Here is a 26,056-nt window from a genome sequence, read left to right as displayed (position 1 = left end):
GGCCCCATTGAGGAGCGCCGACGCCGGGTGAACGGCGTCGGACATCAGCTTCGATCTCCGTACGGCCGTTCGCGAGGGTTGCAGACGGTTGCAAGCCGACAGTTCATCACTGAACCAAATACCCTTGCGGACGCCGAGGGGGCGCGACGAGTGGATGCCCCCGACGCACTGGCTCTGCTCGGGAAGGACCGGTCATGAACGCGCCTTCGACGATCGACCTCGCGAGGATCTCCGCCATGGACCGTGCTCAGGCCGCACGACTGCTCGCGGGTGTCCGCCAGGCGTCGCTCGCGGGGCAGCGGCCGCGCATGCTGCCGCGTCCCGTGATCGAGGAGTCCTGGGAGCGCATGAAGCTCGTCGGGGTCGACCCCGACCACGACTTCCGCTCCCGGCTGCTCGGCGTCGAGGAACTCGAGGAGCGCAGGCGCGCGTCACCGCTGACGGAGATCATGCCGGTGCTGCGGGACGCGCTGGTCACGGTGGCGGACGCGGCGCACCACATCATGGTCGTCTGTGACGCGGACGGCCGGGTGCTGTGGCGCGAGGGCAGCTCCCCGGTGCTGCGCAAGGCGGACTCGCTCGGCTTCGAACTGGGCGCGGACTGGAACGAGGGCGTCGTCGGCACCAACGGCATAGGGACACCCCTCGTCGTCCGCCGTCCCGTGCAGGTGTTCTCCGCCGAGCACTTCGTGGAGACGCATCACGCGTGGACGTGCACGGGCGCGCCCATCACCGACCCCCGGGACGGCCGCCTCCTCGGCGTGGTCGACATCAGCGGTCCGCTGAACACGATGCATCCGGCGATGCTCGCCCTGGTCGACTCGGTGGCCAAGCTCGCCGAGGCACGGCTGCGGGAGACCCACGTGGCGGCGCTCGACCGGCTGCGCTCGGTGGCGGCACCGGTCCTCGCGCGCATCGGCGGGCGCGCCCTGGCGGTGGACGTCCACGGGTGGACGGCGGCGGTCACGGGAATGCCGCCCACGGACCGGCTCGCCCTGCCCAAGGCCATGGCCGCGGGCCATCTGTGGCTGCCCTCGCTCGGCACCTGCGCGGTGGAGCCGCTGCCCGGCGGCTGGTTGCTGCGCGTCGAGGAGGACCCGCAGCCGCCGGCCGCGACGCGCGTCATCCTGGACGTGAGCGGGCCGCGCCGCTGGTCGGTCACCGTGGAGGGCGGCAGAGCGGGCGGCTGGACGCGTGAACTGAGCCCGCGGCACGCCGAGTTGCTCTTCCTCCTGAGCAGCCGTCGCAAGGGCCGCAGCGCTTCGGGCCTCGCCGAGGACATGTTCGGCGACCCGGCGCGCACGGTCACGGTCCGCGCCGAGATCTCCCGCGTCCGGCGCTATCTGGGCGGCATCCTGGCCCACCGCCCCTACCGCTTCGCCGAGGACGTGGACGTGGAGGTGATCCTCCCCGAAGACCCGGCCGACCTGCTCCCGCACTCGACGGCACCGGCGGTGCGAGAGGCTCGGCTGCGGGGTCTTCCCGCATCGCGGACCCCCTTTGGCCAGGGTGCGCGGCACATGATTCGCTGACCGGCATGAGCCACACTCGCCTCACCGTCACCACCTGGTCGCTGGAGCAGACCGCTCCCACCGACCTGCTGCCCGCCGCCGCACCCGAGGGCGACGACGTGCGGATCGTCCGGGCCGAGATCCCCTCCCCGGAGTTCAGCCGCTTCCTCTACGCCTCCGTCGGCGGCGACATCCGCTGGACGGACCGGCTCTCCCTCTCCTACGCCCAGTGGCAGGAGGAGCTCGGGAAGCCGGGCGTCGAGACCTGGGTGGCGTACGAGAAGGGGACGCCCGCGGGGTACGTGGAGCTGGCGGCGCGGGAGGAGGGCGTCGTCGAGATCGTGTACTTCGGTCTCATCCCCGCCTTCCGGGGGCGGCGGATCGGCGGCCACCTGCTCTCGTCCGGGGTGCGGCGGGCCTGGGACCTGGCCGAGCGCTGGCCGGACCTCACCCCGACGAAGCGGGTGTGGCTGCACACGTGCTCCAAGGACGGCGAACACGCGATGGACAATTATCTGCGGCGGGGCTTCAAGCTCTTCGACACGAAGGTCGAGGAGGAGCCGGCTGTGGCTTCGCCCGGGCCCTGGCCGGGGGCGTGACGCCTTCCTCGCCCCGCACCGTCGACTCCTCGAAGTCGGCAGCCCGAAGTGACCCACGTCACTCGTCCCATCATGTGGGACAACAACGTCCATACTCCGGACAGTGGTGGACTGGGCCGAAAGTCCCGTGACACGCTTCCGTCATGGATCGCACTGGAATTGCCTTGGTGAGTCGGCGTCACGTCGATCTCTGCCGCATGTCCAGCGCCATGTGTCCGGCGAGCTGACAGCAACAGCGCCGACGACTCTCACCGCATGACCACTTTTCTGCGCACCGCCGCGCCCTCTGCGCGAAGTGCGCAGGTCAATGCCGCCCTCAGCCCGCCTTGAAGGACGTATAGCCATGGCTGCCACCCCCGAAAAGCCCACGACTGCCGCGCCCCGGCGCAAGGCGAGCCGTCACCGTGGTGAGGGCCAGTGGGCCGTAGGCCACTTCACGCCGCTCAACGGGAACGAACAGTTCAAGAAGGACGACGACGGTCTCAATGTGCGGACACGCATTGAGACGATCTACTCGAAGCGCGGGTTCGACTCGATCGACCCGAACGATCTTCGTGGGCGTATGCGCTGGTGGGGGCTCTACACCCAGCGCCGGCAGGGCATCGACGGCGGCAAGACCGCGATCCTGGAGCCGGAGGAGCTGGACGACGAGTACTTCATGCTGCGGGTCCGGATCGACGGCGGGCGGCTGACCACCGAGCAGCTGCGCGTCATCGGCGAGATCTCGCAGGAGTTCGCGCGCGGGACCGCCGACCTCACCGACCGGCAGAACGTTCAGTACCACTGGATTCGCATCGAGGACGTCCCCGCCATCTGGGAGCGGCTCGAGGCGGTCGGGCTGTCGACGACCGAGGCCTGCGGTGACACTCCCCGCGTCATCCTCGGTTCGCCCGTCGCCGGTGTCGCCGAGAACGAGATCATCGACGGCTCCCCCGCCATCGACGAGATCCAGCGCCGCTTCATCGGCAGCCCCGAGTTCTCGAACCTGCCCCGTAAGTTCAAGACGGCCATCTCGGGGTCGCCGCAGCTCGACGTCGCGCACGAGATCAACGACGTCGCGTTCGTCGGGGTGAACCACCCCGAGCACGGGCCCGGCTTCGATCTCTGGGTCGGCGGCGGTCTCTCCACCAACCCCAAGCTGGGCGTGCGGCTCGGCGCCTGGGTGCCGCTCGACGAGGTGCCGGAGGTGTGGACCGGCGTCATCGGCATCTTCCGTGACTACGGCTACCGGCGGCTGCGCAACCGCGCCCGGTTGAAGTTCCTCGTCGCCGACTGGGGTCCCGAGAAGTTCCGGCAGATCCTGGAGGACGAGTACCTGAAGCGGAAGCTCGTCGACGGGCCCGCCCCCGAGCAGCCGGCCGGCACCTGGCGCGACCACCTCGGCGTGCACAAGCAGAACGACGGCCGCTTCTACGTCGGGTTCGCCCCCCGCGTGGGCCGCGTGGACGGCGCGACGCTCACGAAGATCGCCGATGTGGCCGTCGCCCACGGCTCGGGCCGGCTGCGCACCACCGCCGAGCAGAAGATGATCGTGCTCGACGTGGAGGAGGCACAGGTCGAGTCCCTCGTCGCCGGTCTCGAAGCCCTCGATCTGCGGGTCACACCCTCTCCCTTCCGGCGCGGCACCATGGCCTGCACCGGCATCGAGTTCTGCAAGCTGGCGATCGTCGAGACCAAGGCGCGCGGCTCCCAGCTCATCGACGAACTGGAGCGGCGCATCCCGGAGTTCGACCAGCCGATCACCATCAACATCAACGGCTGCCCGAACGCCTGCGCCCGTATCCAGGTCGCCGACATCGGCCTCAAGGGCCAGCTGGTCCTGGACGACGAGGGCAACCAGGTCGAGGGCTTCCAGGTGCACCTGGGCGGCGCGCTCGGCCTGGAGGCCGGGTTCGGCCGCAAGGTCCGCGGCCTGAAGGTCACTTCGGCCGAGCTGCCCGACTACGTCGAGCGGGTCCTCAAGCGCTTCGAGGAGGAGCGCGCGGACGACGAGCGCTTCGCCACCTGGGTCGCCCGCGCCAGCGAGGAGGCCCTGAAGTGAGCGAGCGTGCCGCGCCCTTCCACTGCCCCTACTGCGGTGAAGAGGACCTGCGTCCCAACGAGACCGGTCACGGCGCCTGGGAATGCGCCGCGTGCAATCGAGCCTTCCAGCTGAAGTTCCTCGGGCTCCTTGCCCGTGGGGTTCAGCACAGCAACTCTGGAGGGGAAGAGATATGACGACCGTTCAGGACCACGAACCGCGCACCGACGACGAGTTGAGGGAACTGGCCGAGCAGGCCGGCCGCGACCTGGAGGACGCATCCGCGCTGGAGATCCTCCGGTGGGCCGTCGACACCTTCGGCGACCGCTTCTGCGTGACCTCCTCCATGGAGGACGCCGTCGTCGCCCACCTGGCCTCGCGCGCCCGCCCCGGCGTCGACGTCGTGTTCCTCGACACCGGCTACCACTTCCCGGAGACCATCGGCACCCGTGACGCCGTCGCCGCCGTGATGGACGTCAACGTCATCACGCTCACGCCGCGGCAGAGCGTCGCCGAGCAGGACGCCGAGTTCGGCCCGAAGCTGCACGACCGCAACCCCGACCTGTGCTGCGCCATGCGGAAGGTCAAGCCCCTCGAAGAGGGCCTGACCTCGTACGCCGCCTGGGCGACGGGCCTGCGCCGCGACGAGTCCCCCACCCGGGCCAACACCCCGGTCGTCGGCTGGGACGAGAAGCGCCGCAAGGTCAAGGTCTCCCCGATCGCCCGCTGGACGCAGGACGACGTGGACGCCTACGTCGCCGAGCACGGCGTCCTCACCAACCCCCTCCTCATGGACGGCTACGGCTCCGTGGGTTGCGCGCCCTGCACCCGCCGCCTCCTGGAGGGCGAGGACGCCCGCGCCGGACGCTGGTCGGGCAACGCCAAGACCGAGTGCGGGATCCACTGATGACAGAGCCGCACAGCGTGACAGAACCTCGACACGTAACGGAGAAGCACGTGACCACCGGAGCCACCATCTGGCTCACCGGCCTGCCCAGCGCGGGCAAGACCACCATCGCCTACGAACTCGCGGGCAAGCTGGGCGAGGACGGCCACCGGGTCGAGGTGCTCGACGGCGACGAGATCCGCGAGTTCCTCTCGGCGGGCCTCGGCTTCAGCCGCGCGGACCGGCACACCAACGTGCAGCGCATCGGCTTCGTCGCCGAACTGCTCGCCCGTAACGGCGTGAAGGTCCTGGTGCCGGTGATCGCGCCCTTCGCGGACAGCCGCGAGGCGGTGCGCAAGCGCCACCAGACGGGCGGCACGCCCTACCTGGAGGTCCACGTGGCCACGCCGGTGGAGGTCTGCTCCGTACGCGACGTGAAGGGTCTGTACGCCAGGCAGGCGGCCGGCGAGATCTCCGGGCTCACGGGGGTCGACGACCCGTACGAGGCACCCGAGTCACCCGATCTGCGCATCGAGTCCCAGGACCAGACCGTGCAGGAGTCCGCGGCGGCCGTGCGCGCGCTGCTCATCGAAAGGGGTCTGGCATGACCACGACCGTGGCCACAGTGACCGAGGAGACGGACAGCCCGTACGCGTTGTCCCACCTGGACGCCCTGGAGTCCGAGGCGGTGCACATCTTCCGCGAGGTGGCGGGCGAGTTCGAGCGGCCGGTGATCCTCTTCTCCGGCGGCAAGGACTCGATCGTCATGCTGCACCTCGCGCTGAAGGCGTTCGCCCCCGCGGCGATCCCCTTCTCGCTCCTTCACGTCGACACCGGGCACAACTTCCCCGAGGTGCTCGAGTACCGCGACCGCGTCGTCGCCGAGCACGGCCTGCGGCTGCATGTCGCCTCCGTGCAGGAGTACATCGACGCGGGCAAGCTGCGCGAGCGCCCCGACGGGACGCGCAACCCGCTGCAGACCGTGCCGCTCACCGAGAAGATCCAGAGCGAGAAGTTCGACGCGGTCTTCGGCGGCGGACGCCGTGACGAGGAGAAGGCCCGCGCCAAGGAGCGGGTGTTCTCGCTGCGGGACGAGTTCTCGCAGTGGGACCCGCGCCGCCAGCGCCCCGAGCTGTGGCAGCTCTACAACGGCCGCCACGCCCCCGGCGAGCACGTCCGCGTGTTCCCGCTGTCCAACTGGACCGAGCTCGACGTGTGGCAATACATCGCCCGCGAGGGCATCGAGCTGCCGCAGATCTACTTCGCGCACGAGCGGGACGTGTTCCGGCGCTCGGGCATGTGGCTGACCGCCGGTGAGTGGGGCGGCCCCAAGGACGACGAGACGGTCGAGAAGCGGCTGGTGCGCTACCGCACCGTCGGCGACATGTCCTGCACCGGAGCCGTCGACTCCGACGCCACCACGCTGGACGCCGTCATCACCGAGATCGCCGCGTCTCGGCTGACCGAGCGCGGCGCCACGCGCGCCGACGACAAGATGTCCGAGGCCGCGATGGAAGACCGCAAGCGCGAGGGGTACTTCTAAACATGACCAGCACCACCGAACCCGACAAGGCGCAGCCGCTCTCCGCCGAGCAGCTGTCGGCCACCACCCTGCTGCGCTTCGCCACCGCGGGCTCCGTCGACGACGGCAAGTCCACCCTCGTGGGACGGCTGCTTCACGACTCCAAGTCGGTCCTCACCGACCAGCTGGAGGCCGTGGAGCGCGTGTCGCTGGGCCGCGGCCAGGAGGCGCCCGACCTGGCGCTGCTCACCGACGGTCTGCGGGCCGAGCGCGAGCAGGGCATCACCATCGACGTCGCCTACCGCTACTTCGCGACCCCGCAGCGCCGGTTCATCCTCGCCGACACCCCGGGGCACGTGCAGTACACCCGCAACATGGTCACCGGCGCCTCCACGGCCGACCTCGCGGTGGTCCTCGTCGACGCCCGCAACGGCGTCATCGAGCAGACCCGCAGGCACGCCGCAGTCGCCGCGCTGCTGCGCGTCCCGCACGTGGTGCTCGCCGTGAACAAGATGGACCTCGTCGACTTCGAGGAGACCGTCTTCGCGAGGATCGCCGCGGAATTCACCGCGTACGCCGGCCAGTTGGGCGTCCCGGAGATCACCGCGATCCCGATCTCGGCGCTCGCCGGCGACAATGTCGTCGAGCCGTCCTCCAACATGGACTGGTACGGCGGCCCCACGGTCCTCGAGCACCTGGAGACGGTCCCGGTCAGCCACGACCTGACCTCCTGCCACGCACGGCTGCCCGTCCAGTACGTGATCCGCCCGCAGACCGCCGAGCACCCCGACTACCGCGGCTACGCGGGACAGATCGCGGCGGGCACCTTCCGGGTCGGCGAGTCCGTGACCGTGCTTCCCTCGGGCAAGACGTCGAAGATCGCGGGCATCGACCTCCTCGGCACGCCGGTGGACGTCGCGTGGACACCGCAGTCCGTGACACTGCTCCTGGAGAGCGACATCGACATCGCGCGCGGCGACCTGATCGTGCCGAGCGGTGACCAGCCGCAGACCTCGCAGGACCTCACGGCGACGGTCTGCCACGTCGCGGACACCACGCTGACCGTCGGCCAGCGGGTGCTGCTCAAGCACACCACCCGCACGGTCAAGGCGATCGTCAAGGAGATCCCCTCGCGGCTCACCCTGGACGACCTCTCCCAGCACCCGGAGCCGGGGCAGCTGGTCGCCAACGACATCGGCCGCGTCGTGATCCGCACCGCCGAGCCGATCGCCGTCGACTCGTACGCCGCCTCGCGCCGCACCGGTTCGTTCCTCCTGATCGACCCGGCCGACGGCACGACGCTCGCGGCGGGCATGGCGGGCGACGCGTTCGCCGAAACCGTCGAGACGGTCGAAGAGGCCAAGAAGGCGGCGGACGACGAGGGCTGGGACTTCTGACATGACCTCGATCGACTATTTCTCGACCTTCGCGAAGGAGGGCGGCCGTGTCGGCAGCGGCGCCCTCGGCAGCGGGCAGGGCGGGGTCGGGCGATGTGCGCGATGACGTACGCGCACCGCTTGCGCGCCCACACCCCCCGCGAGTTCGACCTGCGAAGACGAAAACCTGCCGATCTCCCGGCCACGCCCTGAGGGCGTGAGAGCCGGGCCAACGAGAGGACCACCTCCCGTGCCTGCCAGCTTCCGCACCCCACGCACCACCGGCGGCCGCCGTGCCCTGGCCGCCGTGGCCGCCCTGCCACTGCTCGCCGTAGTGCTCACCTCCTGCGGCTACGGATCCGACGCGGACGACGACAACGACAAGGCCGAGGTGGCCTCGGGTGCGAAGAAGATCGAGGGCCTCGACGAGGTGAAGATCGGGTACTTCCCGAACCTCACCCACGCCACCGCCCTCGTCGGTGACCAGGAGGGCCTGTTCCAGAAGGAACTGGGCGCGACGAAGGCCAAGTACACGCAGTTCAACGCCGGTCCTTCGGAGATCGAGGCGCTGAACTCGAAGTCCATCGACATCGGCTGGATCGGCCCGTCGCCCGCGATCAACGGCTACACCAAGTCCCAGGGCAAGAACCTGCGCATCATCGGCGGCTCGGCGTCCGGTGGCGTGAAGCTGGTGGTCAACCCGGACAAGATCAAGTCCCTGGACGACGTCAAGGGCAAGAAAATCGCGACGCCGCAGCTCGGCAACACCCAGGACGTGGCCTTCCTCAACTGGATCAAGGAAAAGGGCTGGAAGGTCGACGCGGAGAGCGGCAAGGGCGACGTCTCGGTGGTCCGCACCGACAACAAGATCACCCCTGACGCCTACAAGTCAGGTTCGATCGACGGCGCCTGGGTGCCGGAGCCGACCGCGTCGAAGCTGGTCGCCGAGGGCGGCAAGGCGATCCTCGACGAGGCCGACCTGTGGCCGGACAAGAAGTTCGTGATCACGAACATCATCGTGTCGCAGGAGTTCCTCGAGGAGCACCCGAAGGTCGTCGAGGCCGTCCTGCGCGGTTCGGTGAAGACCAACCAGTGGATCAAGGACAACCCGGAGAAGGCGAAGGCCTCCGCCAACGCCGCCCTCAAGGAGGCGTCCGGCAAGGAGCTGCCCGCCGAGGTCATCGATCCGGCGTGGAAGTCGATCCAGACCACCGATGACCCGCTGGCGGCCACGCTCGACTCCGAGGCCGAGCACGCGGTCAAGGCGGGCCTCCTGGACAAGCCGAACCTCAAGGGCATCTACGACCTGAAGCCGCTGAACAAGGTCCTGAAGGCCGAGGGCAAGCCCGCTGTCGACGACGCCGGTCTCGGCGTCAAGTAACCCCGGACCCAGACGAGTTCCCAGGAGGTGACGACCATGGCGACAAGCACCCTCGCCAAGGCGGCGGAGGACATCACGGCCGCCCCGCACGCAGCCCGGATCGAGCATGTCTCGAAGTCCTTCGCCACACCCGCCGGGCAGCAGCTCGTCCTGGACGACATCACGCTCGATGTCGCGCCGGGCGAGTTCGTCACCCTCCTGGGAGCCTCGGGCTGCGGCAAGTCGACGCTGCTCAATCTGGTGGCCGGGCTCGACAAGCCGTCGGCCGGCGACATCGCCACCGACGGCCGCCCGGCCCTGATGTTCCAGGAGCACGCGCTGTTCCCGTGGCTGACCGCGGGCAAGAACATCGAGCTCGCCCTGAAGCTGCGCGGTGTCGCGAAGGCCGAGCGGCGCGAGCGCGCCGCGGAGCTTCTGGGCCTCGTACGGCTCCAAGGTGCGTACGGCAAGCGGGTGCACGAGCTGTCCGGCGGCATGCGCCAGCGGGTGGCGCTGGCCCGCGCGCTCGCACAGGACGCCAAGATCCTGCTCATGGACGAGCCGTTCGCGGCGCTCGACGCGATCACGCGTGACGTCCTGCACGACGAACTGACCCGCATCTGGCGCGAGACGAACGTCTCCGTCCTCTTCGTCACGCACAACGTGCGCGAGGCCGTGCGCCTCGCCGAGCGCGTCGTGCTCCTCTCGTCGCGTCCGGGCCGGGTGGCGCACGAGTGGCGGGTGGACATCCCCCACCCGCGCCGCATCGAGGACTCCGCCGTGGCGGAACTGTCCGTCGAGATCACCGAACAACTGCGTGGGGAGATCCGCCGACATGGCCAGCACTGACACCCCGGTCGACAAGGTCGACAAGACCGACCGGGACAGCAGCCAGGACCTGGCCGGTCTCGAGGCGGGCCTGGACGCCCTGGACGCGGTCCAGACCCGGCGCGTTCCCTTCCGCCAGACCTTCGTCCAGAAGATCCTGCCGCCGGTGACCGCCGTCGTGCTGGTCCTTGTGGTGTGGCAGATCCTGGTGTGGGCGAAGGTCACCGACTCCTACAAGCTGCCTGCGCCCTCCACCGTCTGGCACGAGGTCGAGGACGCCTGGCTGCAGGGCACGCTCCTGGAGTACATCTGGACGTCCGTGTCGCGCGGTCTGCTCGGCTTCCTGATGGCGCTCGCGATCGGTACGCCGCTCGGTCTGATCGTGGCCCGGGTGCGGTTCATCAGGGCCGCGATCGGCCCCATCCTCTCCGGGCTGCAGTCGCTGCCGTCGGTGGCGTGGGTGCCGCCCGCCGTGATCTGGCTCGGCCTCAACGACCAGATGATGTACGCGGTGATCCTGCTCGGCGCGGTCCCCTCGATCGCCAACGGCCTGGTCGCGGGCGTCGACCAGGTGCCGCCGCTCTTCCTGCGGGCGGGCCGCACGCTGGGCGCGACGGGCCTGCGTCACACCTGGCACATCGTCATGCCGGCCGCGCTGCCCGGCTACCTGGCGGGCCTGAAGCAGGGCTGGGCGTTCTCCTGGCGCTCGCTCATGGCCGCGGAGATCATCGCGCAGTCACCCGACCTCGGCATGGGACTCGGCCAGCTCCTGGAGGCGGGCCGCACGAACAGCAGCATGTCGCAGGTGTTCTTCGCGATCCTCCTCATCCTGATCGTCGGCATCGCCATCGACCTGCTGATCTTCAGCCCCCTTGAGCGGCGCGTGCTGCGCAGCCGCGGACTCCTCGTGAAGAGCTGAGGCCACACCATGTACGCCCGTCCCGTCCTGTTCGTCGTCGCCCACGGCAGCCGCGACCCGCGGCATGCCGCGACGGTGCGCGCCCTGGTGCGCCGGGTGCGGGAACAGCGGCCGGGGCTGCGGGTGGAGACGGGCTTCCTGGACTTCAACTCGCCCTCGGTCCCCGAGGTCCTTGAGTCCCTGGACGCCGAGGGGGTGCGCGACGTGATCGCGCTGCCCCTGCTCCTGACGCGGGCGTTCCACGCGAAGTCGGACATCCCGGCGGTCCTGGGTCAGGCACCGCCCCGCCTCCGCATCCGGCAGGCGGCGGTGCTCGGCCCCTCTCCCCTGCTCCTGACCGCTCTGGACCAGCGGTTGTACGAGGCGGGTCTCACCCCCGCCGACAAGTCCTCGACCGGGGTCGTGCTGGCCTCGGCGGGGTCATCCGACCCGGAGGCGATCGCAGTGATCGCTGAAATCGCGCGGGAGTGGCGGCACACCGGTTGGTGCGCCGTGCGGCCTGCGTTCGCCTCCGCATCTCTGCCCCGCACGGAGGACGCCGTGCGGGAGCTGCGCGACCTGGGGGTGCCCAGGGTGGCGGTGGCTCCTTACGTCATCGCGCCCGGTTTCCTGCCGGACCGCATCGCGCGGGGCGCCGCCGACGCGGACATCACGGCCGAAGTCCTCGGCCCTTCGGAGGGGTTGGCCCGGCTCCTGCTCCAGCGCTACGAGGAGGCACGCCTCGGGTCCGGCGTGGTCGGGCGGGGAGCGCGGATCCCTGTGTTGGCCTAGTCGCACGGGCGGCGACGCGAACATCACGGCCCATGTCCTCGGTCCCACAGCGGGGTTGGCGCGCCGCTCGTGCGGCGCCGCGACGAGGCCTGCGCAAGGTCCGGTCTGGTCGGGCGGGTGGCGCGGGTTCCCGTGCTGGCCTAGCTTGTGGGTTCATGACCCTCTCCAGATCCCGCACGCTCTGGCTGCGGACCGAGCCCCTGCACGCCGTGATCTACTTCGAGGAGCGCTGCCGAGACCTGGGCAGGGCGCTGGGCCTCAAGGGCTTCTGGATGGGCTATTTCGCGGCCCGCACGGCTCCCATGGGTCCGGTCGAGTCGGGTCCCGCGACGGCCGCGCTCGGTGTGTTCGCCCCGGAGATGGTGGAGCGGGCCCTTCCGTCCGCCTGGCAGTACGTGTCGCCCGGCCGGATCGTGGAGGAGCGCGCCGCCTGCACCGCGCGGGCCCTGCGCGCACTGGTCCCCGGCATCGACGACCAGGCCATCGCGCTCTGTCCGCCGCTCGCCGCGATCGTCGAGGACGCCCCGTCCCTGGCCCGCCCGCTGTTCACCGCGAACCGTGACGTGAGCGAGCGGACCGACCCGGTGCAGCGACTGTGGCAACTGGTCACCTGCGTAAGGGAGTTCAGGGGTGACGCGCACGTCGCCGCGCTCGCCGACCATGGCCTCGACGCCTGCGAGGCGCTGGTGCTCGCCGCCGCCACGGGCCGCGTGGACCACGACACCATCCGGCACGACCGGGGGTGGCAGGAGCAGGAGTGGGAGCAGGCGGTGGACCGGCTGCGCGGGCGCGGACTGGTGGACGGTGACGGACACATCACCGAACACGGCCGCACCGAGCGCGAGTTGATCGAGGACGCCACGGACCGCCTGTCGGCGCGCCTGCTGCGACCGCTGGCCGCCCGCGACGCGGACACCCTCCTGGCGGCACTGGAACGGCCGGTGCGGCAGATCCTGGCGGCGGGGGTCGTCCCCTTCCCCAACCCGATCGGGCTGCCGCGGCCCACGAATTAGTCAATCGGGTTGCTGAAGTGCCGCTCGTGCGCCTACCGTCACGCCGATGACCCCCGTACTCCGTTCCGAGCGCCTGACTCTGTCCCCCTATGTCGCCGCCGACGAGGAGCAGTTCGTCGCACTCCTCCAGGAGGAGGCCGTGGGCCGCTGGTTCGGGGACGGGATGCAGAGCGTGGAGCAGACCCACGCGCTGTTCCGCCGCATCTTCGGCCTCGTGTACGCCGAGAACCAGTTCCCGGTGTGGGCGGTGCGGCACGAGGGGCGCTACATCGGCCACGCGGAGATAAAGCCGTCGCCCGAGCCCTGGCTCGACGGCCACGAGATCGTCTACGGCCTCTTCCGGGGCAGCTGGGGCAAGGGCCTGGGCACGGAGCTCGCCCGGCTGCTCACCGCGTACGGCCATCAGACGCTGGAGCTGACCGAGGTGCACGCGACGGTGGACGCGGAGAACACCGCCTCCCTCACCGTCCTCAAGCGCCTCGGTTTCACCCAGGGCCGCTCGGTCCCCGAGGACAACGGCCGCACCACGCTCTTGATGACCTCGGTGCTCAGCTGACCCGCTCCTGCGCACGCGCCACCAGCCCCACCAGTTCGGCCACCGGCATCGACCCCGCCGCGCGCCGCTCCCGCGCGAAGGTGTTCGCCACCGCCTGGAGGGTGTCGTTCACCGGCGTCGGCACTCCGTGCAGACGGCCGAGCAGGGCGATCTCGCCGTTGAGGTAGTCCGCCTCGATGGTGCCGGTGCCCCGGCTCAGGCTCTGCCAGGAGGAACCGCCGCCGCGTTCCGAGCCGTCGAAGGGCTCGAAGCGGACGCGGTCGCCGCGGGCCTCCTTCTGCTCCTGCTCGCCCACGGCCTCGATGCCGGCGGCGGCGAGCACCGCCTCGCCCTCCGCGCGGGCCCGGCGGTAGAGCGCGACGGCCTCGTTGCCGGAGAGCACGCCCGTGACCGCCTCGACGGCGTTGGCCAGGTTCGCGAGCAGCTTGCCGTACTTCCAGCGCATCACGTCCGCCACGACCGGGGAGAGCAGCTTCGACTTCTCCAGGTCGGCGGAGATGAGCCGGGCGGTGTCATCCATGCCCCGCGGGTAGCGGCCGATGTGCAGCATGCCCGTGTAAGGGGCACCTGCCGCCGACACCGAACCCGGCTCGACGTGGGTCGCGGGCAGCCATACGCACATCCCGTACACCCGCCGGAAGCGGCGCAGCGCGATGCGCTCGCTCTCCACGCCGTTCTGCGCGCAGACCAGCGGGAGACGCTCTCCCGCGGTCCCGCCGCCGACCACCGGACGTGCGCCCCAGGTGTCGAGCGCGGCCGCGCAGTCCTGTGTCTTCACGGCGAGGAACAGCACGTCGTCCGGCCGCAACTCCCCGAGCTCGGCGGGGCCTTGGACGACGGGAAGCCGATGTGTGAGCTCTCCTTCGGGCGTCCTGACCCGAAGGCCGCCCTCCCGCACCGCCTCGTAGTGCGCACCCCGCGCGACGAGGACCACGTCATGTCCGGTTTCGGCGAGGCGGCCGCCCACGGTGCCGCCGATCGCCCCTGCTCCGATGATGATGTAGCGCATGGAGCCGAGCCTCGCACATCGCACCGGGAAGATCAGGCGTGCGGCGGCCTCAGGCTCCGGGCGGCCCGTCCTCGCTGAACGGCGTCCCCTGGTGGAACCAGAGCAGCCACTCGCCCTCGCGCAGCCGCCACAGCGAACTGCGGTGTGCCAGGCGGCCGTTGCTCTCGGTGTCGAAGGTGAGGTGCACGAGGTCGTCGGCGAGCTGGACGCCGCGCATCCGGGAGGTCATGATCGGGCGTCCTGTCCGGTTCGTGCTCTCGGTCAGGGCCTTGATGATCGAGGCGCGGTCCCAGTGCGTGCCGGAGGTGCCGAACTCGGTGAATTCCGGGTGCAGCAGCTGTCCGAGCAGCTCGGGCGAGGCGCGCACCTCGGGGGCGAGCAGGCGCAGTTCGGCCTCGATGGCCGCGTCGACGGCGGGTGTGCGGTCAGCCATGGCCCGGCTCCCGGGTCAGCTCCACCAGCTTGGTGACGGTGTTCCAGTTGCGGGTGGTGGCGATGACGCCCTTGAACAGGGCGGGGCGCGAGAGGACTTCGCCGAGCTTGGAGCGACCTAGGCCGTCCGGCGCGTAGAGGTAGAGCGCGCGGTCGCCGAGCCGGAACTCCTCGGGCAGGAAGGCCGCCTGGTCGATCGGGTCGAGCCTGGCCGCGTCGACCGGCTCGGAGAAGTACGTGACGTGCAGCTGCTTGCCTTCGAGTGAGGCGGCGGGGAAGGGGCAGGCGTCGGCGACCGCCTTCAGGTAGGCGCCGTCGCGCACCAGGACGCTCACGTCGAAGCCGAAGTGCCCCTGGATGGCCTCGCTCACCCGCGCGGCCAGGGCGTTCTCGTCGCCGGCCGCACAGGTGAAGACCGCGTTGCCGCTCTGCAGATGGGTGCGTACGTCGTCGAATCCGAGATCGGAGAGCAGCGTACGCAGCTCCGCCATCGGCAGCTTTCTGCTGCCGCCCACGTTGATGCCGCGCAGGAGCGCCGCGTATGCCTTGACCGTCATCCGCACACCATAAGACGGCCGTCGCACCCCGTGGGGGTGGGCGCGACGGCCGTCGGTTCTATGGGTGTTGCCCGACCGGGTGTTACTCGACGACCTTGAGCAGCTTGTTCGGCGTGCCCTCGCTCGGGTTCGAGATCTTGTCCGCGGTCGCGCCGTCGGTCAGCGCCTTGGCGACGGCGTCCGGCTTGGCGTCCGGGTGGGCCGCGACGTAGACGGCGGCGGCGCCCACGACGTGCGGGGTCGCCATCGACGTACCGGAGATGGTGTTGGTGGCGTTGTCGTCGGTGTTCCAGGCGGACGTGATGTCCGAGCCCGGGGCGTAGATGTCCACGACCGAACCGAAGTTGGAGAAGTCCGACTGCTCGTCGTCCTTGGTGGAGGAGGCGACCGTGATGGCCTCCTTCACGCGGGACGGGGAGCCCTGACCGGCGTCCGAGGACTCGTTGCCGGCCGCGACCGCGAAGGTGACGCCGGAGGCGATCGCCTTCTGGACCGCCGCGTCGAGCGCTTCGTCCGCGCCGCCGCCCAGGCTCATGTTGGCGACCGAGGGGCCCTGGTGGTTCTTGGTGACCCAGTCGATGCCCGCGACGACCTGCTCGGTGGTGCCGGAGCCCTGGTCGTCCAGGACGCGGACCGCGACGATCTTCGCCTTCTTGGCGACGCCGTGCGCCTCACCGGCGATGGTGCCGGCGACGTGCGTGCCGTGGCCGTTGCCGTCGTCGGCGTTGTCGTCGTTGTCGATGGCGTCGAAGCCGGACGTGGCGCGGCCGCCGAAGTCCTTGTGGCTGACGCGGACACCGGTGTCGATGACGTACGCCGTGGCGCCCTCACCGGCCGCGTCCGGGTACGTGAACTTCTTGTCGCCCGCGGTGTCCGCCTGGTCGACGCGGTCCAGGCCCCACGACGGCGGATTGTCCTGGGTGGCGTCGATGCTGAACTTCTTGGACTGGACGACCTTGCCGACGGCCGGGTCGGCGGCCAGGCGCTTGGCCTCGGTCTCGGTGAGGCTCTTGGCCGAGAAGCCGTTGATCGCGGACGAGTAGTTCCGCTTCAGCTCGCCGCCGTACTCCTCGGCGAGGTCGGTCTTGGCGCCCTTGTCGGCCTTCTCGTCGAGCATGACGATGTAGCTGCCGGAGACGGCGCCCTCGGCGTTGGCTCCGTAGACCTTGCCCTCGGCGGGGGTTGCCGCGCCGGCGAACGAGGTGGCGAAGACGGTGACGCCGACCGCGGTGGCCGCCGTGGCTATCGCCGCGACGAGCTTCACCGAGCGGACACGCTTGTGAGTTGCCATGAAGAGGGGTCTCCTCGTGGTGATGTGGGGGGATGTGGGGGGTTTCAAAACTTCGCTGCAACGGCCCCCGAGATCCGGAAGATCTCCGGGCGTTGGGACGAAACCATGTCTGATTGACGCGCGCAGATCAATACCTACATGCACCTGTGACTTGTTCAACAAGGTTCTGTAATAACAAAACGGGCCCCCGTCTGCAGATCGGACATCGCGTGGCCGGATCCCTCAAGTCGTCATAGATGTAAGGGGCTTGTGACGGCCGGAGTCCTTCTTGACGAGGAGACCTCCCGGTCCGGAGGGAGGAGATCGCGTCCGCCCGTCTCGTCGGCCGGCAGGACGAGCACTCCCCCGGCCCCGCCCTAGCTTCGAGCCATGGCGAATCAGAACAGGCGAGTACGGGGGATAGCCGCTCGGGCCGGCGGATGGAGCGCGAGGCACCGATGGGCGGCCGTGGGCATCTGGGTGCTCTTCGTCGTGGTGTCCATGGCGCTCGGCTCAGCCGTCGGCCGGACCGACGTGGACCAGAACGATCTCAAGGGCGAGATCAACCAGGCGACACAGATCGTGGACGACGCGGGAATCAGGGAGCCGGTCGGCGAGAGCGTCCTGATCCAGGCCAAGGGGAGCGGCGGCAAGGCGCTCAAGGCGACCGACCCGCGCTTCCGCGAGGCCGTCGACGACGTCATGAAGTCGGTCGATGCCACCGGCGAGGTGACGGCGGTGACATCTCCGTACAAGAGCGACTCGGTCTCCAAGGACGGCCGGAGCGCGTTGGTGCGCTTCGACATGCGCGGCGACGACGAGACGGCGGGTGACCGCGTCGGGCCCGTCCTGGACGCGGTCGGCAAGGTGGCGGACGCGCATGAGGGCGACGGGCTGCGGATCGAGGAGATCGGCGGCGCGAGCATGCAGAAGACGTTCGACGACGCCTTCGGCGAGGACTTCCAGCAGGCCGAGTACTCGGCGGTGCCCGTCGCCTTCGGCATCCTGCTCATCGCGTTCGGCGCGCTGGTCGCCGCGCTGCTCCCGGTGGCCCTGGCCGTCACCGCCATCATGGCGACGATGGGTCTGATGGCTCTGGTGAGCCAGGTCCAGCCGATGAGCGAGACGGCGAACTCGGTGATGCTCCTGGTGGGTCTCGCCGTCGGCGTCGACTACTGCCTCTTCTATCTGCGGCGCGAACGCGAGGAACGCGCCAAGGGCCATGACGCGCAGACCGCCCTGAACATCGCGGCGGCCACCAGCGGCCGGGCCGTGGTCGTCTCGGGCATCACGGTGTGCGTGGCGATGGCGGGCATGCTGTTCACCGGCATCGGCGAGTTCGAGGCGATGGGCGTCGCCTCGCTGATGGTGGTCGCGGTCGCCATGGTGGGTTCGGTGACGGTCCTGCCCGCGCTGCTCTCGCTCCTGGGCGAGCGGGTGGAGAAGGGCCGCGTGCCGTTCCTGCGGCGCCGGGAGCGGGCGGGCGGTGTGCCCAGCGAGAGCAAGCTGTGGCGCGCGGTCGTCGGCCGGGTCCTGCGGCGCCCGGTGGTCTCGGTGGCGATCTCGGCGGGCATCCTGGCCGCTGTCGCGCTGCCCGCGCTCGGCATGAAGACGCAGCAGCTCACCCTTGACCAGGAGTTCGGCGACTCACTGCCGATCGTGGCGACGTACGAGCGGGTGAACGAGGCGTTCCCGGGCGGCTCGGAACCCGCCGAGGTGGTGGTGAAGGCCGATGACATCGACGCTGCTCCGGTACGGGCGGCGATCGCGGAGTTCCGCGAGCGGGCGGTGAGTTCGGGGGCGTCCGGCGGGCCGGTCGAGGTGAAGGTGCACGAGCGGCAGAACGTCGCGTTCCTGACCGTGCCGCTGGTCGGCGGCTCGGACCAGACGAAGGCGGAGAAGAGTCTCGACCTGCTGCGGGACGAGGTGCGGCCCGCGACGCTCGGCGAGGTCGACGGGGTCGAGGCGCCGGTGACCGGGCAGGTGGCGGGCTCGAAGGACTTCAACGACCAGCTCTCCTCGTCGGTCCCGCCGGTCTTCGCGTTCGTGGTGGTCTTCGCCTTCGCGCTGATGCTGCTGTCGTTCCGCTCGCTGACCATCGCGGTCACGTCGATCGTCCTCAACCTGCTGTCGGTGGGGGCGGCCTACGGAATCCTGGTGATGGTCTTCCAGCACGGCTGGGGCGCGTCCCTCGTGGGCGCGGAGGGAGTGGGGGCGATCATCGCGTGGCTGCCGCTGTTCCTGTTCGTAATCCTGTTCGGGCTCTCGATGGACTACCACGTGTTCGTCGTCTCCCGAATTCGGGAGGCGCGGCTTCAGGGGCGTACGACGAAGGACGCGATCAGCCACGGGGTGGTGACCACCGCGGGTGTCGTGACGAGCGCGGCCGTGATCATGGTGGCCGTCTTCGCGATCTTCGGGACGCTGTCCATGCAGTCCATGAAGCAGATGGGCGTCGGCCTCGCGGCGGCGGTCCTGATCGACGCGACGGTGATCCGCGGGGTGCTGCTCCCGGCGGTGATGGCGCTGCTCGGGGAGCGCAACTGGTATCTGCCGCGATGGCTGCGATGGATGCCGGACCTCACGCACGACGAGTCCCCCGCGGGGGAGGCGCCGGTGGCTCCGCGAGGGGAGCGGGTGCGGGCGTGAGGCACGCCCGAAAACGCCGGCCGGGCTGGAATCATCCAGCCCGGCCGGATGGTTTCAGCCCGGCCGGCGTCTGCGGACGGACTCGGCGGAACCGGTGACCCTTACGCCGCGGCCAGGACCTTGCGCTCCTCGAAGGAGTCGATCGTCCGCGTGAAGTCCCGCGTCGAGAGCAGCAGCTTGTAGATGATCGCCAGCTCGAAGACGAGGAGCAGGGCGCCGGAGACGATCGTCGCGGGCAGCACCACGTCGAACAGCGGGCCGATCATGAAGACGCCCATCTGGAACTCGATGCCGCTCACCAGGTGCGTACGGATGCGGTGCCGCAGCAGGAAGGAACGCGCCCGCAGATACGCCGGGAACTTGCCGCGGAACTCCTGGTGCAGGTCGATGACCTGGCGCTTGGGCGCGGGTGCCGGAGCCTCGGGCGCCTCCGGAATCCCCTGCTCCGACTGCGCCTTCTGCATGTCCTGCTCGATGTCGGCCTCGGGGTTGTCCCGCAGGAGGTCCTCCATGAACGCCAGCTCGGCCTCGTTCTCGGCCCGGCGGGCGGCCCGCATGCGGACCTTGATCTGCTTGCGCATGGTGTGCCGGATCTTGAAGATCTCGAGGCCGTTGATGTAGCGCAGGGTGTCGAGGGCGACCACGGCGACCGCGGCCCAGATGTAGAAGGCATCCCCGGTGCGGTGGAACTGGCCGCCCATCAGGGCCACCGCACACGCCATCACGCGGATGCGGTCGAAGACGAAGTCGAGCCACGCGCCGAACACCGAACCGGTGCCGGTGAGGCGGGCGACCTTGCCGTCCATGCAGTCGAGGATGAAGCTGAAGTGATAGACGACCGCACCGACGACGAGCCACTGCCAGTCACCCATGGCGAAGAACGCGGCCGAGACAAGGCCGAGGAGAAACGCGCCCCAGGTGATCTGGTTGGGCGTGATCCTGGTCCGCATCGCCGTCCACCGCACGAGCGGCGTGGCGACCGGATCGACCAGGATCACGGTCCACCACGCGTCGCGCTTCTTCTGTGTGATGCGGCGCACCTCGTCGAGGGGCGGTATGTCTCGTCGCATGTGGGGTCAACTTCCTGGCGTTCGCGGAACGTTCACCTCACGCTAAGAAGGTTTTGGTTCAAGGAACAAGAACCTGACCGTGCAACCTTTGGCCGGGGGTAACGGTCAACCTTTCAGGACGAGTCAATACCCATGCCAGAACCACCCTGCGTTACCTGAGCGTTATCGAATGACAGGTTCGTAACAGAAATGACCGGGACGTAACAGAAAACGTCCTACGGAGCGTTACGCCCCGGCCCACCCGGCCTTACGCCCCGGACCGCCCGGCCGCCTTCGCGAGCTCCTCCTCGATCAGGTCCGCCGCCATCTTCGTGCCGCCCTCCCCCGCCATCGAGGCCCGCACCTCGGCCAGCCGGCGCGCCACCTCCGGGTCGTCGACCAGGCCGAGCACGGCCTCCCGCAGCGTCCGGGCGTCGGCCTCCTCCATCGGCAGATGCCGGGCCACCCCGAGGCCCTGGAGCATGTCCGCGTTGCCGAACTGGTCGACGGCCTGCGGCACCGCGACCATCGGTGTCCCCGTGGCGAGTCCCTCCTGGCTGCCGCCCGCACCGGCGTGCGTGATGAAGGCGTCGGCCTGCTTGAGCACCGCGAGCTGCGGCACCCACTGGCGGACCTCCACGTTCGCCGGGATCTCTCCCAGCTCGCCCGCCTCGACGTGCTTGCCGACCTGGAGCACCACATGCCACCCGGGCAGATCCCCGAATGCCTCGATGCACGCGCGGTAGAAGGCGGGCTGCTTGGTGAACGACGAGCCGAGTGAGACGAGCAGCACCTTCTCCGCACCGGCGGGACGCCGCCACTCACCCTGCGCCGAGCGGTCACCCTGGCAGGCACCGACGAATGTGTGAATCGTCTCGTCGACGCGGTCGGCGTTCGGCTGCAACGCCTTGGGGATCAGGACGAGCGAGCGCGGCGGGCGCCCGACGAAGGGGTCACAGTGCTGGGTGATCCCGTTCTCCGCCAGCCAGGCGTGGAAGCGCGCGTAGTACGCCTTGCCGCGCTCGGTCTCCTTCAGCTCCGCGTACATCGGCTCGGCGACCTCCTCCTCGTACCCGTCCCAGGCGACCAGGTTCGGCGAGAGCGAGATCTCGGGCACGCCCCAACGGCGGGCGAGCACGCGGGCGGGGTAGGAGGTGATGTCGTGCAGGACGAGGTCCGGTTCGTCACCTTCGTACGCCGCCGCCAGTTGCGGCAGCGTCTCGATCGCCTCGGTGAGGAACGGCTCGATGTTGTCGATCAGTTCGGTCCCCCAGGCCTCGGGGTCGTCGTCGGGGCCCGGCAGCGTCGTCTCGAAGAGGACGGGCTCGGCACCGGTCTCGGCGACCTTCTCGGCGAAGAGGTGCGGGATCGCGTACGTGACGCGGTGGCCGCGGGCGACGAGCTCGCGGATCACTTCGAGGCTCGGGTTGACGTGCCCGTGCGCGGCGATCGAGAACATGGCGATGTGGGCACGCTGGCGTGAGGTCATGCACCGACCTTAAGCGAGACGAGACGTCTCGTGCAACCTCATGTCACCGCCCTCCGCGGGCACCCGCCTCCTACTCGACGTCAGAACCGCTGCGCGACGCGGCATCGTTGTAGCGCAGCAGGCACTCGGCGAACTTCTCCAGGTCCGGCCCGCTCCAGTCGGTCAGCCGCTCCTGGAAGGCGACCCGGCGCGCGTCGGTGACCTGGGCGAGCACCTCGATGCCCCGGGCGGTGAGGTGCAGCACGTGCACCCGGTGATCGGTCGGATCGAGCCGCCGCTCCACGAGGCCGGCCTTCTCCAGTGCGCCCACCTGCCTGCTGATCGTCGACTTGTCCAGCGTGTAGTGCGCCGCGAGGTCCGTGGCCCGGCATCCGCCCTGGTACTCCAGGTGACTGAGGAGCGTGTACGACACGAGCGACAGCTCGGGGTGCATCCGCGCGGCGGTGGCGCGGGCCCGCCGGGCGAACGCCGTCATCTCCCGCTGAATGATCTCGATGGACCCGTCCCTGTCGGTCACGATTTCTCCCTCTCCGCGAATGGTTGTACAGTACAACACCGAGTTTGCGTGTATAAGCCAACTATTGCGAGAGGTCTCCCGATGACCGCCACCTCGGCGCCCGCCCACAAGGCATCAGCCGGCCCGGCAACCGCCTCCGGACCACTCCGTCACGTCCTGCTGCACCTCGTCACACCCCTGCTGATGTGCCTCGGCATGGGCCTCGCCTACATGGGCGCGTTCGTCACGCCGGAGCCGCACGACCTGCCGATCGCCGTCGTCGGATCGGGCGAGCAGACGCAGGCCCTCGCGCAGACCGTCAAGGACAAGGCGGGCGACGCCCTCGACGTGAGGACCGTGGCCACCCGCGCGCAGGCGGTCGACGAGCTCAGGTCGATGGACATATCGGGGGCCTACGTCCCCGACGCCAGGACACCCGAGGTGATCGTCGCCACCGCGGGCTCCGACATGAGCGCCATGGCGGTCGAGAAGATCTTCACGCCTGTCGCGGCGGAGCGGGGCGTACCGCTGAAGGTCTCCGATGTGGCGCCGACGGTGGACGACGACCCCACCGGGCAGGGCCTGTTCTTCCTGCTCGTCGCGGTGAGCATCGGCTCGTACGCGTCGGTGGCGGCGCTGGGGGCAGCGGGTGCCGGGATGCGGATGCGGGCCCGTGCCGGGCTCGTCGTCGGCGTCTCGTTCGCCGTGAGCCTGATCGGCGCGGCGCTCGCCGGTCCCGTCTTCCACCTGGCGCACCAGGGCCTGTGGGGCGTGTGGGCCATGGCGTGGCTGTACTCCGCCGGCATCCTCTTCATCGGTCTCGGACTGCACACGTTCCTGAAGCGCTGGACGACGCTGACGATGATGGTCCTCTTCGTGATGCTCAACTTCACGTCGTCCGGCGGTTTGTTCAGGCCGGAACTGCAGAACGGCTTCTTCGGCTCCCTGCACGCCTTCTGGAACGGTGCCGGATTCGTCGAGGGCATCCGCAGCCACCTCTACTTCGGCGGCCACGCACTCGGCGGGCACGTGTGGACGCTGGCCGCGTGGCTGCTGCTCGGCCTGGTGATCACCGGCATCGCGGCGCTCTGGGAGCGGCGTGCGCGACCGGCGGCGGACGCGCCCGTGCCCGGCCGCGAGGCCGGGCACGGACAGCGGGAGCAGGAGGAGGAGATGGAGGAGTCGGTGGCCGTGTGACGGCGGCGGCTGCCACCGGCTCCGGCTCCGGCTCCGGCTCCGGCTCCGAGGCAGCGATGCGCCTACCGGCGTGTCGAGTACTCCGGTGCTGACGCGTACGGCCGGTGTTGCTCGGGAGCGGGCACCGGCCCCTCCGGTGCGCGGTGGTGGCCCGGGGTCCGACCGGCCTTGCGCGGCCACCACAGCCCGCGGCCCAGGAGCGCGGCCAGCGCGGGCACCAGGACGAGGGAGAGCACGAGCGAGGACAGGAGAATCCCCAGGCCGGTGGCGAAGCCGATCTCCTGGGTGGCCGGGCTCGCGGCGAGACTGGCGAATGAACCGGCGAGCACGATGCCGGCCGTGGCGACGGCGGGCGCGGTGTGCCGGACCGCCTCGGCCACCGCGTGCCGCGCCGGGACCGGCTTCTGCATCTCCTCCCTGATCCGGTCGGTGATCAGGATGTTGTAGTCGGTGCCGAGGGCGACGACGAACAGGAAGAGCACCAGGGGCAGCGTGAACGACACCCCGGGCCGGTCGAGGCCGTGCTGGAAGAGCAGCGTGCTCGCGCCGAGGGTGGCCACGAACCCGAGACCCACGGCGATCATCAGCACCACCGGTGCGAGCAGGGAACGCAGCAGCAGGAAGAGGATCGCCGCGATCAGCAGGGCCGCGACCGGGAACACCAGGCGCAAGTCCTTCTCCACGGCCGTCGAGATGTCGGCGAAGACGGCGGCCGTTCCCGTGACGTACGCCTTGGTGCCCTGCGGGGCGGTCCGCGCGGCCGTGTCCCTGACGGGTCCCGAGACCAGGTCACGCGCCTTCTGGGTATGGGACTCGACGCTCAGGAACAGGTCGACCCGTGCGGCCGTGCGGTCCTTGCTGAGCACCGGCTTGCCCACCTCACCGACGCCCTCCGCCTTCGCGAGGGCACGGGTCATGCCGGTGAGTGAACTCTCCTTGATGCCGCCGCCGGTGCTCTTCACGTAGACGCTGTGCGGGTCCGAGACACCCGCGGGCAGGCTCCGCGATATCTGCTCGGCGGTCCTGACCGCCGCGGTCTCGTGCAGGCCCTGCTGGTCGTAGCTCATCTTCATGCCGACCGCGCCGGCGCCGAGGGCGCCGAGCAGCACCAGGCTGCCCAGTGCGTACCGCACCGGCCGTGCGCTCACCGCGTGTCCCAGGCGTGCGCTGATGCCGCCGGTGCGCTCCTTCTTCCACGCGCGGGCAGGCCAGAACATGCCGCGGCCGAGCAGGGCGAGGAGGGCGGGCATGAGCGTGAGGCTGGCGAGGAGCATCACCAGTACGGAGATCGCGATGGCGGGGCCGAGGACCCGGAACTGCCCGAAGCTCGCCAGGCCGAGCGTCGCGAACGCCGCCACGATCGTCAGGGCCGCGGACGTGATCGCGCTGCCCACGCGCCCGGTCGTCTCGGCCGCGGCCGTACGGGCGTTCTGCTCGGGATGGTTCCGCAGGTGTTCCCTGAACCGGAACATCAGGAAGAGGAAGTAGTCGATCCCGATCCCCAGGAGTACGACACCGATCAGCGAGGGAGTGGACGGGTCGAGGGCGATGCCGAAGAGCTTCGCGGCGCCGACCACCGCTCCCGACGCGACACCGCCGATCAGCGCCACCGCGATGAGCGGGACGAACGCGGCCGCGAGGCTGCGGAAGACCAGCACGTTCAGAAGGACGATGAGGCCCATCGTCAGGTTGGCGACGACTTTCCCCGTGGGCTCCTCCGCGTCCGTGTCGTCCACCGTGGAGGCTATTCCGCCGGTGAATCCCACGCGCAGGTCGGCGGATGCGAATTCGTCCTTCGCGCCGTCCCGGAATTTCTTGTAGACGTCCTGCAGGCCCGGGTCGCTCGGATTTCCCGAGAGGGACACCGTAAGGAGCCTGAACGACTTGTCCGGGGCCACGGCTCCCGGCGACACCCGCGGGGTCTGGGAGTGGTCCTTCATGAGCGGTTCGGGTTTCGGTGCGGTGATCCGCTCCCGGCCCAGGGCGGTCGCGGTGGCGGCGATCCGCCGCTGGTCGGACGGCGTGAGCTTCTTGCCGTCGTCCCTGCCGACCAGCACGGTCAGGGCGTTGGGGTCGGGCTTGGTGCCGAACTCGTCCTCCGCGATGCGCAGCGCCACGGCCGAGTCGTACTTCTTGGGCAGGAAATCCCCGGCCCCGGAGTCGGTGACGTCGTACATCATCGTGTTCCCCACGAACGACAGGGCCGCTCCGAGGATGGTCCAGACGACGATCGTCAGCCATCGATGTCGGGTGGAGAACGAGGTCAGCTTGCGAATCATGTTTTCTTTCCCCTGTTTTTTCCCGGCCGGCGGAATGGGCTGTGTCCCGGCCGGCGAAATGAGCCGCGAGAACCTCCCGAGGCCTTAACAGGTCATCACGCAAAGGCCCTTGAGGGCGTCGGCCGCCGGAAGGGGACTCACCCGTGACCGTGGTCCGGTGCTCCCCCGCGGGCAGTACTCCGGTACTGGGCGGAAGAACCGCCCCCACGCCGATTCCCGGCGCCGCGGGCCGGGATGTAATGGTGCGGAAGGACGGGCACATCAGTTC

General features: G+C 69.9%; 25 protein-coding genes. 17 read left to right on the top strand and 8 right to left on the bottom strand.

Going from position 1 to position 26,056, the window contains the following annotated elements:
• The first annotated feature begins 194 nt into the window (after positions 1 to 194).
• The 15 genes from ACWD02_RS18750 (at position 195) to ACWD02_RS18680 (ending at position 13,361) form a co-directional block, all read left to right on the top strand.
• On the top strand, positions 195 to 1,532 hold the full coding sequence (locus ACWD02_RS18750) for a GAF domain-containing protein (protein WP_451211553.1): 1,338 nt from the start codon (positions 195 to 197) through the stop codon (positions 1,530 to 1,532).
• A 5-nt stretch (positions 1,533 to 1,537) separates the two neighbouring features.
• Positions 1,538 to 2,110 (top strand): GNAT family N-acetyltransferase, encoded by a 573-nt coding sequence (locus ACWD02_RS18745; RefSeq protein ID WP_451211551.1) that lies wholly within the window; start codon positions 1,538 to 1,540, stop codon positions 2,108 to 2,110.
• Between the two features lie 143 nt (positions 2,111 to 2,253).
• Positions 2,254 to 2,337 (top strand): putative leader peptide, encoded by an 84-nt coding sequence (locus tag ACWD02_RS18740; protein ID WP_323178717.1) that lies wholly within the window; start codon positions 2,254 to 2,256, stop codon positions 2,335 to 2,337.
• A 116-nt stretch (positions 2,338 to 2,453) separates the two neighbouring features.
• Positions 2,454 to 4,151 carry a nitrite/sulfite reductase gene (locus ACWD02_RS18735; RefSeq protein WP_451211548.1) on the top strand — a complete coding sequence of 566 codons (1,698 nt, stop codon included), beginning with the start codon at positions 2,454 to 2,456 and terminating at the stop codon, positions 4,149 to 4,151.
• Positions 4,148 to 4,327 (top strand): hypothetical protein, encoded by a 180-nt coding sequence (locus ACWD02_RS18730; protein ID WP_451211545.1) that lies wholly within the window; start codon positions 4,148 to 4,150, stop codon positions 4,325 to 4,327. The genes ACWD02_RS18735 and ACWD02_RS18730 overlap by 4 nt, the downstream gene beginning before the upstream one ends.
• On the top strand, positions 4,324 to 5,037 hold the full coding sequence (locus ACWD02_RS18725) for a phosphoadenylyl-sulfate reductase (RefSeq protein WP_451211542.1): 714 nt from the start codon (positions 4,324 to 4,326) through the stop codon (positions 5,035 to 5,037). The genes ACWD02_RS18730 and ACWD02_RS18725 overlap by 4 nt, the downstream gene beginning before the upstream one ends.
• A complete protein-coding gene (gene cysC, locus ACWD02_RS18720; protein ID WP_451211539.1) occupies positions 5,037 to 5,624 on the top strand; it encodes an adenylyl-sulfate kinase in 588 nt (195 codons plus the stop codon). Before ACWD02_RS18725 ends, cysC begins: the two co-directional genes overlap by 1 nt.
• Positions 5,621 to 6,559: a sulfate adenylyltransferase subunit CysD gene (gene cysD / locus ACWD02_RS18715; protein ID WP_451211536.1), complete on the top strand. Its 939-nt coding sequence runs from the start codon at positions 5,621 to 5,623 to the stop codon at positions 6,557 to 6,559. Before cysC ends, cysD begins: the two co-directional genes overlap by 4 nt.
• A gap of 2 nt (positions 6,560 to 6,561) precedes the next feature.
• Positions 6,562 to 7,935, top strand: coding sequence for a sulfate adenylyltransferase subunit 1 (locus tag ACWD02_RS18710; RefSeq protein WP_451211533.1), 1,374 nt, complete (start codon positions 6,562 to 6,564; stop codon positions 7,933 to 7,935).
• A 229-nt stretch (positions 7,936 to 8,164) separates the two neighbouring features.
• Entirely contained in the window at positions 8,165 to 9,295 is a 1,131-nt protein-coding gene (locus tag ACWD02_RS18705) for an aliphatic sulfonate ABC transporter substrate-binding protein (protein ID WP_451211531.1), read from the top strand.
• Positions 9,296 to 9,331: 36 nt separating this feature from the next.
• A complete protein-coding gene (locus ACWD02_RS18700; protein ID WP_451211528.1) occupies positions 9,332 to 10,123 on the top strand; it encodes an ABC transporter ATP-binding protein in 792 nt (263 codons plus the stop codon).
• The gene (locus tag ACWD02_RS18695; protein ID WP_451211525.1) at positions 10,110 to 11,021 is read left to right on the top strand and encodes an ABC transporter permease; all 912 of its coding nucleotides are present in this window, start codon (positions 10,110 to 10,112) and stop codon (positions 11,019 to 11,021) included. Before ACWD02_RS18700 ends, ACWD02_RS18695 begins: the two co-directional genes overlap by 14 nt.
• A 9-nt stretch (positions 11,022 to 11,030) precedes the next feature.
• Positions 11,031 to 11,792 carry a sirohydrochlorin chelatase gene (locus ACWD02_RS18690; RefSeq protein WP_451211522.1) on the top strand — a complete coding sequence of 254 codons (762 nt, stop codon included), beginning with the start codon at positions 11,031 to 11,033 and terminating at the stop codon, positions 11,790 to 11,792.
• A gap of 155 nt (positions 11,793 to 11,947) precedes the next feature.
• Positions 11,948 to 12,805, top strand: a complete 858-nt coding sequence (locus ACWD02_RS18685) for an SCO6745 family protein (protein ID WP_451211520.1) — start codon at positions 11,948 to 11,950, stop codon at positions 12,803 to 12,805.
• A 46-nt stretch (positions 12,806 to 12,851) separates the two neighbouring features.
• The gene (locus ACWD02_RS18680; protein WP_451211517.1) at positions 12,852 to 13,361 is read left to right on the top strand and encodes a GNAT family N-acetyltransferase; all 510 of its coding nucleotides are present in this window, start codon (positions 12,852 to 12,854) and stop codon (positions 13,359 to 13,361) included.
• Here the strand turns inward: ACWD02_RS18680 and ACWD02_RS18675 are convergent.
• The 4 genes from ACWD02_RS18675 to ACWD02_RS18660 all read right to left on the bottom strand — a co-directional run bounded on the left by ACWD02_RS18675 (position 13,354) and on the right by ACWD02_RS18660 (position 16,650).
• Positions 13,354 to 14,370, bottom strand: a complete 1,017-nt coding sequence (locus ACWD02_RS18675; protein WP_451211514.1) for a ketopantoate reductase family protein — start codon at positions 14,368 to 14,370, stop codon at positions 13,354 to 13,356. The genes ACWD02_RS18680 and ACWD02_RS18675 overlap by 8 nt on opposite strands.
• A 49-nt stretch (positions 14,371 to 14,419) precedes the next feature.
• A complete protein-coding gene (locus ACWD02_RS18670) occupies positions 14,420 to 14,803 on the bottom strand; it encodes a nuclear transport factor 2 family protein (protein ID WP_451211511.1) in 384 nt (127 codons plus the stop codon).
• Positions 14,796 to 15,359 carry a DUF1697 domain-containing protein gene (locus tag ACWD02_RS18665; protein WP_451211508.1) on the bottom strand — a complete coding sequence of 188 codons (564 nt, stop codon included), beginning with the start codon at positions 15,357 to 15,359 and terminating at the stop codon, positions 14,796 to 14,798. The genes ACWD02_RS18670 and ACWD02_RS18665 overlap by 8 nt, the downstream gene beginning before the upstream one ends.
• A gap of 82 nt (positions 15,360 to 15,441) precedes the next feature.
• A complete protein-coding gene (locus ACWD02_RS18660; RefSeq protein ID WP_451211505.1) occupies positions 15,442 to 16,650 on the bottom strand; it encodes a S8 family peptidase in 1,209 nt (402 codons plus the stop codon).
• A 369-nt stretch (positions 16,651 to 17,019) separates the two neighbouring features.
• Between ACWD02_RS18660 and ACWD02_RS18655 the strand changes: the two genes are divergently transcribed.
• On the top strand, positions 17,020 to 19,278 hold the full coding sequence (locus ACWD02_RS18655; RefSeq protein WP_451211502.1) for an MMPL family transporter: 2,259 nt from the start codon (positions 17,020 to 17,022) through the stop codon (positions 19,276 to 19,278).
• A 101-nt stretch (positions 19,279 to 19,379) separates the two neighbouring features.
• Here ACWD02_RS18655 and ACWD02_RS18650 read toward each other — a convergent pair whose 3' ends face one another.
• From ACWD02_RS18650 to ACWD02_RS18640, 3 genes are all read right to left on the bottom strand, one after another.
• Positions 19,380 to 20,348 carry a CDP-alcohol phosphatidyltransferase family protein gene (locus ACWD02_RS18650; RefSeq protein WP_451211499.1) on the bottom strand — a complete coding sequence of 323 codons (969 nt, stop codon included), beginning with the start codon at positions 20,346 to 20,348 and terminating at the stop codon, positions 19,380 to 19,382.
• A gap of 247 nt (positions 20,349 to 20,595) precedes the next feature.
• Positions 20,596 to 21,816 carry a macrolide-inactivating glycosyltransferase gene (gene mgt / locus ACWD02_RS18645; RefSeq protein WP_451211496.1) on the bottom strand — a complete coding sequence of 407 codons (1,221 nt, stop codon included), beginning with the start codon at positions 21,814 to 21,816 and terminating at the stop codon, positions 20,596 to 20,598.
• Between the two features lie 70 nt (positions 21,817 to 21,886).
• Positions 21,887 to 22,333, bottom strand: a complete 447-nt coding sequence (locus ACWD02_RS18640) for a MarR family winged helix-turn-helix transcriptional regulator (RefSeq protein WP_451211494.1) — start codon at positions 22,331 to 22,333, stop codon at positions 21,887 to 21,889.
• A gap of 81 nt (positions 22,334 to 22,414) precedes the next feature.
• Here ACWD02_RS18640 and ACWD02_RS18635 point away from each other — a divergent pair, with 81 nt between their 5' ends.
• Positions 22,415 to 23,509, top strand: a complete 1,095-nt coding sequence (locus tag ACWD02_RS18635) for a hypothetical protein (RefSeq protein WP_451211491.1) — start codon at positions 22,415 to 22,417, stop codon at positions 23,507 to 23,509.
• 62 nt (positions 23,510 to 23,571) lie between these two features.
• Here the strand turns inward: ACWD02_RS18635 and ACWD02_RS18630 are convergent, their stop codons facing one another.
• Positions 23,572 to 25,788, bottom strand: coding sequence for an MMPL family transporter (locus ACWD02_RS18630; RefSeq protein ID WP_451211488.1), 2,217 nt, complete (start codon positions 25,786 to 25,788; stop codon positions 23,572 to 23,574).
• Positions 25,789 to 26,056 lie beyond the last annotated feature (268 nt).

This window comes from Streptomyces sp. NPDC002853 (assembly GCF_053591915.1).
The sequence above is the reverse complement of the archived record's forward strand: the minus strand, read 5'-3'. Positions and strand labels throughout refer to the sequence as shown.

Bases quoted from the DNA above. Each gene is read 5' to 3' on its own strand.
- ACWD02_RS18750 (WP_451211553.1), top strand. From the start codon at position 195: ATGAACGCGCCTTCGACGATCGACCTCGCGAGGATCTCCGCCATGGAC.
- ACWD02_RS18745 (WP_451211551.1), top strand. From the start codon at position 1,538: ATGAGCCACACTCGCCTCACCGTCACCACCTGGTCGCTGGAGCAGACC.
- ACWD02_RS18740 (WP_323178717.1), top strand. From the start codon at position 2,254: ATGGATCGCACTGGAATTGCCTTGGTGAGTCGGCGTCACGTCGATCTC.
- ACWD02_RS18735 (WP_451211548.1), top strand. From the start codon at position 2,454: ATGGCTGCCACCCCCGAAAAGCCCACGACTGCCGCGCCCCGGCGCAAG.
- ACWD02_RS18725 (WP_451211542.1), top strand. From the start codon at position 4,324: ATGACGACCGTTCAGGACCACGAACCGCGCACCGACGACGAGTTGAGG.
- cysC (WP_451211539.1), top strand. From the start codon at position 5,037: ATGACAGAGCCGCACAGCGTGACAGAACCTCGACACGTAACGGAGAAG.
- cysD (WP_451211536.1), top strand. From the start codon at position 5,621: ATGACCACGACCGTGGCCACAGTGACCGAGGAGACGGACAGCCCGTAC.
- ACWD02_RS18710 (WP_451211533.1), top strand. From the start codon at position 6,562: ATGACCAGCACCACCGAACCCGACAAGGCGCAGCCGCTCTCCGCCGAG.
- ACWD02_RS18700 (WP_451211528.1), top strand. From the start codon at position 9,332: ATGGCGACAAGCACCCTCGCCAAGGCGGCGGAGGACATCACGGCCGCC.
- ACWD02_RS18695 (WP_451211525.1), top strand. From the start codon at position 10,110: ATGGCCAGCACTGACACCCCGGTCGACAAGGTCGACAAGACCGACCGG.
- ACWD02_RS18690 (WP_451211522.1), top strand. From the start codon at position 11,031: ATGTACGCCCGTCCCGTCCTGTTCGTCGTCGCCCACGGCAGCCGCGAC.
- ACWD02_RS18685 (WP_451211520.1), top strand. From the start codon at position 11,948: ATGACCCTCTCCAGATCCCGCACGCTCTGGCTGCGGACCGAGCCCCTG.
- ACWD02_RS18680 (WP_451211517.1), top strand. From the start codon at position 12,852: ATGACCCCCGTACTCCGTTCCGAGCGCCTGACTCTGTCCCCCTATGTC.
- ACWD02_RS18675 (WP_451211514.1), bottom strand. From the start codon at position 14,370: ATGCGCTACATCATCATCGGAGCAGGGGCGATCGGCGGCACCGTGGGC.
- ACWD02_RS18670 (WP_451211511.1), bottom strand. From the start codon at position 14,803: ATGGCTGACCGCACACCCGCCGTCGACGCGGCCATCGAGGCCGAACTG.
- ACWD02_RS18665 (WP_451211508.1), bottom strand. From the start codon at position 15,359: ATGACGGTCAAGGCATACGCGGCGCTCCTGCGCGGCATCAACGTGGGC.
- ACWD02_RS18660 (WP_451211505.1), bottom strand. From the start codon at position 16,650: ATGGCAACTCACAAGCGTGTCCGCTCGGTGAAGCTCGTCGCGGCGATA.
- ACWD02_RS18655 (WP_451211502.1), top strand. From the start codon at position 17,020: ATGGCGAATCAGAACAGGCGAGTACGGGGGATAGCCGCTCGGGCCGGC.
- ACWD02_RS18650 (WP_451211499.1), bottom strand. From the start codon at position 20,348: ATGCGACGAGACATACCGCCCCTCGACGAGGTGCGCCGCATCACACAG.
- mgt (WP_451211496.1), bottom strand. From the start codon at position 21,816: ATGACCTCACGCCAGCGTGCCCACATCGCCATGTTCTCGATCGCCGCG.
- ACWD02_RS18635 (WP_451211491.1), top strand. From the start codon at position 22,415: ATGACCGCCACCTCGGCGCCCGCCCACAAGGCATCAGCCGGCCCGGCA.
- ACWD02_RS18630 (WP_451211488.1), bottom strand. From the start codon at position 25,788: ATGATTCGCAAGCTGACCTCGTTCTCCACCCGACATCGATGGCTGACG.